Origin of the sequence: uncultured Bacteroides sp., from assembly GCF_958445495.1 — a bacterium.
In the GTDB taxonomy this organism is placed as follows: Bacteria; Bacteroidota; Bacteroidia; order Bacteroidales; family Bacteroidaceae; genus Bacteroides.
In genome coordinates this window covers 36,455-49,078 of the sequence record NZ_CAUCSQ010000017.1, presented here as the reverse complement: position 1 = coordinate 49,078, position 12,624 = coordinate 36,455, and the positions used below count along the sequence as shown (strand labels likewise).

The 12,624-nt window shown below is 49.2% G+C and carries 10 protein-coding genes; 8 read left to right on the top strand and 2 right to left on the bottom strand.

Annotation, left to right across the window (positions count from 1 at the left end; genetic code table 11):
* Positions 1-28: 28 nt before the first annotated feature.
* On the bottom strand, positions 29-424 hold the full coding sequence (locus Q5076_RS07895) for a hypothetical protein (RefSeq protein ID WP_303012239.1): 396 nt from the start codon (positions 422-424) through the stop codon (positions 29-31).
* 171 nt (positions 425-595) lie between these two features.
* On the opposite strand from Q5076_RS07895, the gene rimP reads away from it, so the two are divergent.
* The 8 genes from rimP to Q5076_RS07855 all read left to right on the top strand — a co-directional run bounded on the left by rimP (position 596) and on the right by Q5076_RS07855 (position 11,088).
* Positions 596-1,063, top strand: a complete 468-nt coding sequence (gene rimP / locus Q5076_RS07890; protein ID WP_303012238.1) for a ribosome assembly cofactor RimP — start codon at positions 596-598, stop codon at positions 1,061-1,063.
* Positions 1,064-1,065: 2 nt separating this feature from the next.
* Positions 1,066-2,325, top strand: a complete 1,260-nt coding sequence (gene nusA / locus Q5076_RS07885; RefSeq protein ID WP_303012237.1) for a transcription termination factor NusA — start codon at positions 1,066-1,068, stop codon at positions 2,323-2,325.
* A gap of 135 nt (positions 2,326-2,460) precedes the next feature.
* A complete protein-coding gene (gene infB / locus Q5076_RS07880; RefSeq protein ID WP_303012235.1) occupies positions 2,461-5,565 on the top strand; it encodes a translation initiation factor IF-2 in 3,105 nt (1,034 codons plus the stop codon).
* Positions 5,566-5,762: 197 nt separating this feature from the next.
* Positions 5,763-6,290, top strand: coding sequence for a CvpA family protein (locus tag Q5076_RS07875; RefSeq protein WP_303012234.1), 528 nt, complete (start codon positions 5,763-5,765; stop codon positions 6,288-6,290).
* Positions 6,268-7,722 (top strand): Fe-S cluster assembly protein SufB, encoded by a 1,455-nt coding sequence (gene sufB / locus Q5076_RS07870; RefSeq protein WP_303012233.1) that lies wholly within the window; start codon positions 6,268-6,270, stop codon positions 7,720-7,722. The genes Q5076_RS07875 and sufB overlap by 23 nt, the downstream gene beginning before the upstream one ends.
* A gap of 41 nt (positions 7,723-7,763) precedes the next feature.
* On the top strand, positions 7,764-8,516 hold the full coding sequence (gene sufC, locus Q5076_RS07865; RefSeq protein ID WP_303012231.1) for a Fe-S cluster assembly ATPase SufC: 753 nt from the start codon (positions 7,764-7,766) through the stop codon (positions 8,514-8,516).
* Between the two features lie 2 nt (positions 8,517-8,518).
* Positions 8,519-9,862: a Fe-S cluster assembly protein SufD gene (gene sufD, locus Q5076_RS07860; RefSeq protein ID WP_303012229.1), complete on the top strand. Its 1,344-nt coding sequence runs from the start codon at positions 8,519-8,521 to the stop codon at positions 9,860-9,862.
* 14 nt (positions 9,863-9,876) lie between these two features.
* Positions 9,877-11,088: an aminotransferase class V-fold PLP-dependent enzyme gene (locus Q5076_RS07855; RefSeq protein WP_303012228.1), complete on the top strand. Its 1,212-nt coding sequence runs from the start codon at positions 9,877-9,879 to the stop codon at positions 11,086-11,088.
* Between the two features lie 473 nt (positions 11,089-11,561).
* On the opposite strand, the gene Q5076_RS07850 is transcribed toward Q5076_RS07855, so the two are convergent.
* Positions 11,562-12,470, bottom strand: a complete 909-nt coding sequence (locus Q5076_RS07850; RefSeq protein WP_303012226.1) for an AraC family transcriptional regulator — start codon at positions 12,468-12,470, stop codon at positions 11,562-11,564.
* Between the last annotated feature and the right edge of the window lie 154 nt (positions 12,471-12,624).

Here is a 12,624-nt window from a genome sequence, read left to right as displayed (position 1 = left end):
ACTGTGTCCGCAGTGGGTCCTGCCCGTATTATTTCGCCAGTTGCTTAATCCCGTCCTCTTCCTTCTCAAACTGATAGGTCCCGCCCCTCTCGCTGAGGTCGAAAGTCGATACCAGTTCCGTTTTGTTATCCACAATCAACAGGGCGCTTTGTTCTGCAAAACGGCCTATTTCTACGGTATAGGGTTCTCGGGTGATGGTTTTGTCGGAAATAAGGCTGTCATTGACAAACAAGGAAATGGAATCTCCGGCAAACCCTTTTACCAGGCTAATCGTATAAGTTTCGATGAAATGCCGTTCCTCCTGCTTTTCCCGTTGCAGCCGCATACTCATGTAGATAAAAATAACGACGACGAAAATGACGGCGAAAGCAAGAATCCCATTGCCTACCATGAACTGTTTGTTAGTGTTGAGACGATGTGCCATAGTGTCTGTTTTTTTAATTGCGGCGTAAAGATACGAATATCGCACTGTTAATTCATACTTTTTTTCTTTAATGTTTTGTAGTCGAATAGATTATTTATATCTTTGCGTCCGAAAACGGATGAAAGGTGGAGGGGCGATTAAGCTCCTTTTTTTGTTCTTAATAGCTAATAAATGATAGAAAAGAAAACTGTTTGTCAGATTGTTGAAGAGTGGCTGGAAGGAAAAGACTACTTTCTGGTAGAGGTAACCGTGAGCCCGGACGACAAGATTGTGGTTGAAATAGACCATGCGGAAGGGGTTTGGATTGAAGATTGCGTGGAGCTTAGCCGCTACATCGAGTCGAAACTGAACCGTGAAGAGGAAGATTATGAACTGGAAGTGGGGTCGGCCGGTATCGGACAGCCCTTTAAAGTACTGCAACAGTATTACATCCATATCGGGCAGGAAGTGGAAGTGATGACCGTAGGCGGGCAGAAGCTGACGGGTATCCTGAAAGATGCCGATGAAGAGAAGTTTACGGTGACCGTACAGAAAAAGGTGAAACCGGAGGGAGCCAAACGTCCGAAACTGGTGGAAGAGGACGAAACCTTCGCTTATGAGCAAATAAAATATACTAAATACTTAATCAGCTTTAAATAGTTATGGCTAAGAAAGAAGAAACAATCAGCTTGATTGATACATTTTCGGAGTTTAAGGAACTGAAAAATATCGATAGAACGACGATGGTTAGCGTACTTGAAGAGTCGTTCCGCAGCGTAATCGCGAAAATGTTTGGCACCGATGAGAATTACGACGTAATCGTGAACCCGGACAAGGGGGATTTCGAGATATGGCGTAACCGTGAAGTTGTGGCCGATGAAGATTTGACAAACCCGAACATGCAGATTTCGTTGAGTGAGGCGCAGAAAATCGATGCTTCCTACGAAGTGGGCGAAGAGGTGACGGATGAGGTAATCTTTGCCAAATTCGGCCGTCGTGCTATCCTGAATCTCCGCCAGACGCTGGCTTCCAAGATTCTGGAACTGGAAAAAGACAGTATTTATAACAAATATATAGATAAGGTAGGTACAATCATCAATGCGGAAGTTTATCAGATCTGGAAGAAAGAGATGTTGCTTCTCGACGATGAAGGAAACGAATTGCTGCTGCCTAAGACCGAGCAGATTCCCAGTGATTTCTATCGCAAGGGAGAGACGGCCCGTGCGGTGGTTGCCCGCGTGGACAATAAGAACAATAATCCCAAGATTATCTTGTCGCGCACTTCTCCCGTTTTCCTGCAACGCCTGTTTGAGATGGAAGTACCGGAAATCAATGATGGTCTGATTACCATCAAGAAGATTGCCCGCATCCCCGGCGAACGGGCCAAGATTGCGGTGGAATCATACGATGACAGAATCGACCCCGTAGGCGCCTGTGTGGGAGTGAAGGGAAGTCGTATTCATGGTATTGTTCGTGAACTTCGCAATGAGAACATCGACGTAATCAATTACACGTCGAACATTTCATTGTTTATACAGCGTGCTTTGAGCCCGGCAAAGATTTCTTCCATCCGTTTGAATGAGGAAGAGAGGAAAGCGGAAGTATTCCTCAAGCCGGAAGAAGTTTCGTTGGCTATCGGTAAAGGCGGTTTGAATATCAAGCTGGCCAGTATGTTGACTGAGTACACTATCGACGTGTTCCGTGAGTTGGATGAGAGCGTGGCTGATGAAGATATTTATCTCGATGAATTCAGGGATGAAATCGACGGATGGGTGATTGATGCAATCAAGGCTATTGGCATTGATACGGCGAAGGCCGTGTTGAATGCGCCTCGTGAGCTGCTGATTGAAAAGACGGATTTGGAAGAAGAGACGGTGGACGAGGTAATACGCATTTTGAAATCGGAGTTTGAAGAGGAATAATAATGCGGCGGTATGCCGATGTGCCGGCGGGAGGACAGGAATAACCTTTTCGGCCGGGCTTTGTTGTTATTCGCTATTCACTGCGTAGCCGACGGGCATATTTGCCGTTGGCACATTAATTCATTATTTTAAAATATGACGATAAGGTTAAACAAAGTTACAAGAGATTTGAATGTAGGAATCGCGACGGTAGTTGAGTTCCTGCAAAAGAAAGGGTACACCGTAGAGGCTAATCCTAATACCAAAATTAGCGAGGAGCAATACGCTATGCTCGTAAAAGAGTTTAGTACAGATAAGAACCTTAGACTTGAATCGGAGCGTTTCATCCAGGAACGCCAGAATAAGGAGCGTAATAAGGCGTCGGTTTCGATTGAGGGCTTTCAGAGACAGCCGGAAAAACCGAAGTCGGAGGATGTGATCAAGACAGTCATACCTGAGGATGCACGTCCGAAGTTTAAACCTGTCGGTAAAATAGACTTAGATAAATTAAACGGCCGTAGAACTGATAAAGTAGAAAAAGAGCCGGAACAGAAAAAAGAGACTGTTGCGGAACGCCCGGCTGTAGAACGTCCGGTTGCGGAACGTCCCGCCGTTGAGCCGGAAGTGAAGAAAGAGCCCGAAAAGAAAGAGCCTGAGGTGAAGAAAGAAGAGACGGCGGCGCCATCGTCTCCGGCTGAACCTGTAGTGGTGAAGCAACCGGAGCCGGAGGTAGCGGAACCGGCACCGGCAGACGTTGAGAAAGCGGTGGCGGAAGAAATGATTAAAGAAGAGCCGAAGAAGGTAGAGACACCAGTGAAGGCGGAAGAACATAAAAAAGAGGAGAATACAGTGGAAGTACCAGCGGCAGAAGTCGTTCCAGAAGAAAAAGAAGCTTCTAAGGAGGATGAGATATTCAAGATTCGCCAGCCGGAATTGGGCGCGAGAATCAATGTGATTGGGCAGATAGACCTGGCAGCACTGAACCAGTCTACCCGTCCAAAGAAGAAATCGAAGGAAGAGAAACGCCGCGAGCGTGAAGAGAAAGAGAAAATCCGTCAGGATCAGAAGAAACTGATGAAGGAGGCCATTATTAAGGAAATCCGCAAAGACGACACCAAACTCGCAAAGAATGGCGCGAAAGATAATGCGGACACTGCCGGCAATAATAAGAAAAAGCGGAACCGTATTAATAAGGAGAAGGTAGACGTCAATAACGTCGCCGCTTCCGGATTCGCCGCACCGAAGCCGAATGCGCAGGGCAAAGGCGGCAATGGTAACAACGGCGGCAACAACCAGGGCGGCAACAGCGGCCGGAGAAACAATAAAGACCGTTTCAAGAAGCCGGTTATCAAGCAGGAGGTGAGCGAGGAAGACGTTGCAAAGCAGGTAAAGGAAACGCTGGCCCGCCTGACTACCAAAGGCAAGAATAAAGCATCCAAATACCGTAAGGAAAAACGTGAAATGGTTTCCAACCGCATGCAGGAACTGGAAGACCAGGAAATGGCAGACAGCAAAATCTTGAAGCTGACAGAGTTCGTTACGGCTAATGAGCTGGCTACGATGATGGACATTTCCGTCAACCAGGTCATTGCTACCTGCATGAGCATCGGCATTATGGTTTCCATCAACCAGCGTTTGGATGCGGAGACTATCAATCTGGTGGCGGAGGAATTCGGTTTCAAGACCGAATATGTAAGCGCGGAAGTGGCGCAAGCCATCGTCGAAGAGGAAGATGCTCCGGAAGACTTGCAGCCGCGTGCTCCGATTGTTACGGTAATGGGACATGTCGACCACGGTAAGACCTCTTTGCTGGACTACATCCGTAAGGCGAATGTCATTGCCGGTGAGGCCGGAGGCATTACGCAGCACATCGGTGCTTATAATGTACAGTTGGAAGACGGCCGCCGTATCACTTTCCTCGATACTCCGGGACATGAGGCGTTCACGGCCATGCGTGCCCGCGGTGCGAAGGTGACGGATATCGCCATCATCATTGTGGCGGCCGACGACAATGTGATGCCGCAGACGAAAGAAGCGATTAACCATGCGATGGCGGCAGGCGTGCCTATCGTATTCGCCATCAATAAAGTGGACAAGCCGACAGCGAATCCGGATAAGATTAAAGAAGAACTGGCCGCGATGAATTTCCTTGTTGAAGAATGGGGAGGCAAATACCAGTCACAGGATATTTCAGCCAAGAAAGGCATCGGTGTGGAAGACTTGTTGGAGAAAGTACTGCTGGAAGCGGAGATGCTCGACCTGAAAGCCAATCCGAACCGGAACGCCACAGGTTCCATTATCGAGTCATCCCTGGATAAGGGACGCGGTTACGTAGCTACGGTACTGGTGTCCAACGGAACCCTGAAAGTGGGCGATATCGTGCTTGCGGGAACCAGCTACGGGCGTGTGAAAGCCATGTTTAATGAGCGTAACCAACGTATCAAAGAAGCGGGGCCTGCCGAACCGGCATTGATTCTGGGATTGAACGGCGCTCCTGCCGCAGGCGATACGTTCCACGTCGTGGAAAGCGACCAGGAAGCCCGCGAGATTACCAACAAACGCGAACAACTGGCACGCGAACAAGGCTTGCGCACGCAGAAGATTCTGACTTTGGACGAGTTGGGCCGCCGTATTGCCTTGGGCAACTTCCAGGAATTGAATATCATCGTCAAGGGTGATGTGGACGGTTCTGTAGAAGCGTTGAGCGATTCGTTGATTAAATTGTCCACAGAACAGATTCAGGTGAATGTCATTCACAAGGGCGTGGGAGCGATTTCCGAATCGGATGTCTCTCTGGCTGCCGCTTCGAATGCGATTATCGTCGGATTCCAGGTACGTCCTTCGGGCGCTGCCGCCAAGATGGCGGAGCAGGAAGGAGTCGATATCCGCAAATACTCTGTCATCTATGACGCGATAGAAGAAGTGAAGGCCGCTATGGAAGGAATGCTGGCTCCGGAACTGAAAGAGCAGATTACAGCCACCGTCGAGGTGCGCGAAGTCTTCAACATCACCAAGGTGGGACTCGTTGCCGGTGCGATGGTGAAGACCGGAAAAGTGAAACGGAGCGACAAGGCACGCCTGATTCGCGACGGTATTGTCATCTTTACCGGCAATATCAATGCGCTGAAACGCTTCAAGGACGATGTGAAAGAAGTAGGTACGAATTTCGAGTGCGGTATCAGCCTGGTAAACTGCAACGATATGAAGATAGGCGATATCATCGAGACATTCGAAGAAATAGAAGTGAAGCAAACTTTATAAATTGTGATTCATGAATGATGATTTGTAGAAGCATAAGGTCATTGACCGAATGACGGCCGTAACATATATGGGTGGTAATGTGGTACTGTGACAGGCAGGACGCCACCTTACCACTTTATTGTTTTATCACCCTGGCGTGCTGTCTTTTGCCTTGGGCAGATTCATAATTCCGGATTCATGATTTAAAATATTAAGACGTGGCGACAATTGATATCATTATCCTTGTTATAACAGGTGCGGGGGCGGTCATGGGCTTCATGAAAGGCTTCATCCGCCAGTTGGCATCTATTCTGGGATTAATCGTCGGTTTGCTGGCGGCAAAGACTTTATATGCCGCTCTGGCCGAAAAACTTTGCCCGGCAGTGACGGATTCAATGACCGTTGCACAGGTGTTGGCTTTCATAATGATTTGGATAGCTGTCCCGCTGATATTCTTATTGGCGGCGTCATTGCTGACAAAAGCGATGAAAGCCGTTTCGCTGGACTGGCTGAACCGCTGGCTCGGCTGTGGACTGGGAGCGTTGAAATTCCTGTTGTTGACAAGCCTGTGCATTTGCCTGATAGAGTTGCTGGATAGCGATAATAAGTTAATCAGCGCAACAAAAAAGAACGAGTCTTTGTTATATTATCCGATGGAAACATTTGCAGGAATCTTTTTTCCTGCTGCAAAGAATATGACGCAACAAATATTAGAGAATAAAGATGCAACAAGAAGAACCCAATAAATATGTAAAGGAACTGACGCAGGAGAAGTATAAATACGGCTTCACTACGGAAGTGCACACAGACATCATTGAGCGTGGGCTTAATGAAGACGTGATTCGTTTAATCTCGTCGAAGAAAAATGAACCGGACTGGCTGCTGGAGTTCCGGCTGAAAGCATACCGCCATTGGCTGACGCTGGAGATGCCCTCCTGGGCGCATCTCCGTATCCCGGAGATTGACTATCAGTCCATCTCGTATTATGCCGACCCCACCCGGAAGAAAGAAGGGCCGAAAAGCATGGATGAGGTAGACCCCGAATTGATAAAAACCTTCAATAAGCTGGGAATTCCTCTGGAAGAGCAGATGGCTTTGAGCGGGATGGCCGTAGATGCCGTCATGGACTCGGTTTCTGTAAAGACCACCTTTAAAGAAACCCTGATGGAGAAAGGAATCATTTTCTGCTCTTTCAGTGAAGCGGTGCGGGAACATCCGGACCTGGTAAAGAAATACCTCGGCTCGGTAGTGGGATACCGCGACAACTTCTTCGCCGCGTTGAATTCGGCGGTGTTCTCCGACGGTTCTTTCGTATATATCCCCAAAGGAGTGCGTTGCCCGATGGAGCTTTCCACTTATTTCCGTATCAACGCCCGCAATACGGGACAGTTCGAACGTACGCTGATTGTGGCTGACGACGACTCTTATGTCTCTTATCTGGAAGGCTGTACGGCTCCGATGCGGGATGAAAACCAACTGCATGCCGCTATTGTGGAAATTATCGTGCACGACCGTGCGGAAGTGAAATACAGCACTGTGCAGAACTGGTATCCGGGAGATGCCGAGGGCAAGGGCGGCGTTTACAATTTTGTGACAAAGCGCGGCAATTGCAAAGGAGTGGACAGCAAGTTGTCCTGGACCCAGGTGGAAACCGGTTCGGCGATAACCTGGAAATATCCCTCATGTATCCTGTCAGGCGATAATTCGACTGCTGAATTTTATTCCGTTGCCGTAACCAACAACTACCAGCAGGCAGACACGGGTACGAAGATGATTCATCTCGGCAAGAATACGAGGAGCACCATTGTCAGCAAAGGCATCTCCGCCGGACATAGCGAGAACTCGTACCGGGGGCTGGTGCGCGTGGCGGAAAGAGCGGACAATGCCCGTAACTACAGCCAGTGCGACTCTCTGCTGCTGGGCGACAAATGCGGGGCGCATACCTTTCCCTATATGGATATCCATAACGAGACGGCAGTGGTAGAGCATGAAGCCACGACGAGCAAGATTAGCGAAGACCAGATTTTCTATTGCAATCAGCGCGGCATCTCGACGGAAGACGCCATCGGGCTGATAGTAAACGGATATGCGAAAGAAGTGTTGAACAAACTTCCGATGGAGTTTGCGGTGGAAGCGCAGAAACTGCTGACTATCTCGTTGGAAGGAAGCGTGGGGTGATTGGATAAGAATAGTAAAATGACAAAATAGTAAATAGAAAGATGTTAGAAATAAAAGACCTGCATGCCAGCATCAATGGCAAAGAGATATTGAAAGGCATCAACCTGACGGTGAAACCGGGCGAAGTACATGCGATTATGGGGCCGAACGGTTCCGGTAAGAGTACCCTTTCCTCCGTTCTGGTGGGGAATCCGGCTTTTGAGGTAACGAAAGGCACGGTTACCTTTTACGGGAAAAACCTGTTGGAGCTGAGTCCGGAAGACCGTAGCCATGAAGGCATTTTCCTCAGCTTCCAGTATCCGGTGGAGATTCCGGGAGTGAGCATGGTGAATTTTATGCGTGCCGCCGTCAACGAGCAACGCAAATATAAAGGTTTGCCCGCACTGACCGCCAGCGAGTTCCTGAAATTGATGCGTGAGAAACGTGCGGTTGTCGAGCTGGACAATAAGCTGGCCAACCGTTCGGTGAACGAAGGTTTCTCTGGCGGTGAAAAGAAACGGAACGAGATTTTCCAGATGGCGATGCTGGAACCCCGTTTGAGCATCCTTGACGAGACCGACTCCGGACTGGACATCGACGCATTGCGCATTGTGGCGGAAGGAGTCAATAAATTGAAGACTCCCCAGACGAGCACCATCGTCATTACCCACTACCAGCGTCTGCTTGACTATATTAAGCCGGACATCGTGCATGTGCTTTATAAAGGCCGTATCGTAAAGACTGCCGGTCCGGAACTGGCTTTGGAACTGGAAGAGAAAGGATATGATTGGATTAAGAAAGAACTGGGAGAATAACGATGAATGCGGAACAACAATACATAGAGCTCTTCTCGCAGACGGAAGCCATCATCTGCAAGCATAGTGCGGAAGCGCTGAATGCTCCCCGTGCCGCCGCTTTCGCCGATTTTGAACGGCTCGGATTCCCGACCCGCAAGCTGGAGAAGTACAAATATACGGATGTAAGCAAATTCTTTGAGCCGGACTTCGGGCTGAACCTGAACCGCCTGTCCATTCCCGTCAATCCGTATGAAGTGTTCAAGTGTGATGTGCCGAACATGAGTACCGCCTTGTACTTTGTAGTCAATGACGCTTTCTATAATAAGGCGCTTCCGAAAACACATCTGCCGGAAGGAGTCATATTCGGCAGCTTGAAAGAGGTCGCCTTGCAGCATCCGGAGTTGGTGAGAAAATACTACGGCAAGCTGGCGGATACCTCCGGCGACGGAGTGACCGCTTTCAATACCGCCTTTGCGCAAGACGGCGTTATCTTTTACGTGCCGAAGAATGTCATTGTGGAAAAACCGGTCCAGTTGGTGAATATCCTTCGTGCGGATGTCAACTTTATGGTGAACCGCCGGGTGCTGATTGTCCTGGAAGAAGGCGCGCAGGCACGCTTGCTGATTTGCGACCACGCGATGGACAATGTGAATTTCCTTGCGACGCAAGTGATAGAAGTCTTCGTCGGCGAGAATGCGGTATTCGATATGTACGAGCTGGAAGAGACACATACGAGCACGGTCCGTTTCAGTAATTTGTACGTCAGGCAGGCGGCGCACAGCAATGTGTTGCTGAACGGCATGACATTGCATAACGGCACTACCCGCAACACCACCGAAGTGATGCTGGGCGGGGAAGGCGCCGAAATCAATCTTTGCGGCATGGCAATCGCCGATAAAAACCAGCACGTGGACAACCATACGAGCATTGACCACGCCGTTCCGGATTGCACCAGCAACGAACTGTTCAAGTACGTGCTTGACGAACAGGCGGTAGGAGCTTTTGCCGGGCTGGTGCTGGTACGTCCCGGCGCCCAGCGTACGAACTCTCAGCAGACCAACCGGAACCTCTGCGCTACGCGCGACGCGAGAATGTACACGCAACCCCAACTGGAGATTTACGCCGATGATGTGAAATGTTCTCACGGGGCGACAGTGGGGCAGCTTGACGAAAACGCCTTATTCTATATGCGTTCGCGCGGGATTGACGAGAAAGAAGCCCGCCTGCTCCTGATGTTCGCCTTTGTCAATGAAGTTATCGATACGATTCGGCTGGATGCGTTGAAAGACCGCCTGCACTTGTTGGTCGAGAAACGTTTCCGGGGCGAGTTGAATAAATGCCAGGGATGTGCAATCTGTAAATGATAATAAAGAACAAGATGGATATTCAAAAGATACGTGAGGATTTTCCGATATTGGGGCGCACGGTGTACGGCAAGCCGTTGGTCTATTTCGATAACGGCGCCACGACCCAAAAGCCCCGCCTGGTAGTCGATGCATTGGTCGACGAATACTATTCCGTCAATGCAAACGTACACCGCGGCGTGCATTACCTTTCGCAGCAAGCTACGGAGCTGCATGAAGCGTCCCGCGAGACGGTGCGCCGGTTCATCAATGCCCGCAGCACGAATGAAGTAGTCTTCACGCGGGGAACCACGGAAAGCATCAACCTGCTCGTTTCCAGTTTCGGAGACGAGTTCATGGAAGAAGGCGATGAAGTGATTGTCTCCGTTATGGAACACCATAGCAACATCGTCCCCTGGCAACTCCTGGCGACCCGCAAAGGGATTGTCATCAAAGTGATTCCGATGAACGACAAAGGAGAACTTCTGCTGGACGAATACGTGAAATTATTCTCCGAACGTACGAAGATTGTCAGTGTAGCCCATGTGTCAAACGTGCTGGGTACGGTGAATCCGGTGAAAAAGATGGCGGCTGTCGCCCATGCCCACGGCGTGCCTCTTCTGGCAGACGCCGCCCAGTCCATTCCCCATATGAAAGTGGATGTGCAGGATTTGGATGCCGATTTCCTGGTGTTCTCCGCACATAAGATATACGGTCCGACCGGGGTCGGCGTGCTCTATGGAAAAGAAGAGTGGCTGGAACGCCTCCCGCCTTACCAGGGAGGAGGAGAAATGATTCGGCACGTCTCCTTCGAGAAAACGACATTCAATGAACTTCCTTTTAAGTTTGAGGCCGGCACGCCCGATTACATCGGTACGACCGGACTGGCGAAAGCCCTGGACTATGTGAGCGGATACGGCATTGAACAAATCGCGGAACACGAGCACAGTCTGACCCTTTATGCTTTGCAACGCCTGAAAGAGATACCCGGAATGCGCATATTCGGTGAAGCGGCCGAACGGGGAGCCGTCATCTCCTTCCTGGTGGGAGACATCCACCATTTTGATTTGGGCACATTGCTGGACCGCCTGGGCATCGCCGTCCGCACAGGACACCATTGCGCGCAGCCTTTGATGCAGCGGCTCGGCATCGAAGGAACGGTGAGAGCTTCGTTTGCCATGTACAATACGAAATCGGAAATCGATGCGCTGGTGGCGGGGATTGAGCGTGTCAGTCAGATGTTTTAAAAAAAAGGAAGGGTGCGCGAAACTGAACCGGGCGCTCTGAAAAGTTATAGATTGCAGTTGATAAATGCGAAAGAGCCGTATCACGCTTTACCGGAGTGCATCCCGAAAGCCGGACACAAAATTTCCGGAGTGCATTGCATCCTTCAAAGTAATGATACGGGTTTTTTTATGGAAGATGAGGCTGCCGGGTTCCCGGACGGAAGTCCGTCTTTTCCGAAATGGCGTTCTGCATACCCCTTTTTTTATTCTTTAACTAAAAAAAGGACTCTTGGAATGCAGTGATTCCGTTTCCCGTGCGTCTAATAAATAAAGAAATCGGATAGCGAATATCAGGAGGGTCGTGAGACCGTGCTTATATTATAAATTCTCTCTCTTTAACATTAATGGCAGCTATATCGTAAAACGTTACGGTATAGCTGCAACTTTTTTCGAGAGACCGGGCCTTTAGTCCGGAAAAGCGGCGGCCGGACATATCACGTGGCAGAAATTCCCTTCCTGTATTCGAGAGGGCTTGCCAGCATCTTGTTCCGGAAAAAGCGGCAAAAGCTTGTCGAGCTGGAAAAGCCGAGAGAAGCCGCGATATTTTTAATCGAGCGGCCGGTTGTTCTCAATTGTGTTTGCGCCTCTGCGATAATAAAGGAAGAAATGATTTCCTGCGGGGTCTTTCCGATTTCCTTTTTGACGATGCGGCATAATCCCGGTACGGAAATATTCATCTTGCCGGCATAAAAAATCAGGCTATGTTCGGAAGCGTAATATTGCATTGATAAGCGGACGAACGAATGGGCGGTTTGGTGGTGGGTCCGGGGCATCATTTCTTTCCGGAGCCTGCGGGTAGCCGCATGCTGCTTGTACAGGCGGAGAATGATGTGGAAAGAGGTGTGCATGATATCTTTTGCCATATTCCTGTCCATGATGATTTCAGGTATCGTGTACAGCTTCCTCCACAAGGAGAAAGACTGTTGGAAGAAAGACGCCATATCAGCAGACAGCGAAAGAACCGGCGAATGGTGGAAATCAGGTATTGTCTGGTGAAACGTCCGGAAAAAGTTGCCGTCTGCGGCGATTTCAGAAGAAAAACCCGAAAAAGAGATTAGAGTGTCCGGCGAGATAGCGTTGACCTTTATGAAACTATGAGGCAGGAACACAATCATGTCGTTTGCTTTTATCACATATCTGTCCGTGTTCAGCGTTATCGTCAGCGTCCCCCTGATACACAATATGAATACGCTTCCGTCCATCCTGAACGAGCGGCCGACAGCAGGCTCCAGTTTATCGTAAGGCATGTTCTCTTTGCAGGCGAAGTCCGTAGACCAGTCAATGCAAGTAATAAGTTCCAATGCTGTTCCGCATCGTATTTCACGGCATTTTATATCATTCATATTTTGTTTTGTTGATAATACGGAGCACTATCGGGACCCTGTAAACGTTAAACATTACAAATGTATCAATAATTGGACATTATTGGCAATAAATGGACTTTCTTTTCTATTAAATCTTTCTTTTTTATAGATTTTAATACGGACCTTTGGAAAG

Bases quoted from the DNA above. Each gene is read 5' to 3' on its own strand.
- Q5076_RS07895 (WP_303012239.1), bottom strand. From the start codon at position 424: ATGGCACATCGTCTCAACACTAACAAACAGTTCATGGTAGGCAATGGG.
- rimP (WP_303012238.1), top strand. From the start codon at position 596: ATGATAGAAAAGAAAACTGTTTGTCAGATTGTTGAAGAGTGGCTGGAA.
- nusA (WP_303012237.1), top strand. From the start codon at position 1,066: ATGGCTAAGAAAGAAGAAACAATCAGCTTGATTGATACATTTTCGGAG.
- infB (WP_303012235.1), top strand. From the start codon at position 2,461: ATGACGATAAGGTTAAACAAAGTTACAAGAGATTTGAATGTAGGAATC.
- sufB (WP_303012233.1), top strand. From the start codon at position 6,268: ATGCAACAAGAAGAACCCAATAAATATGTAAAGGAACTGACGCAGGAG.
- sufC (WP_303012231.1), top strand. From the start codon at position 7,764: ATGTTAGAAATAAAAGACCTGCATGCCAGCATCAATGGCAAAGAGATA.
- sufD (WP_303012229.1), top strand. From the start codon at position 8,519: ATGAATGCGGAACAACAATACATAGAGCTCTTCTCGCAGACGGAAGCC.
- Q5076_RS07855 (WP_303012228.1), top strand. From the start codon at position 9,877: ATGGATATTCAAAAGATACGTGAGGATTTTCCGATATTGGGGCGCACG.
- Q5076_RS07850 (WP_303012226.1), bottom strand. From the start codon at position 12,470: ATGAATGATATAAAATGCCGTGAAATACGATGCGGAACAGCATTGGAA.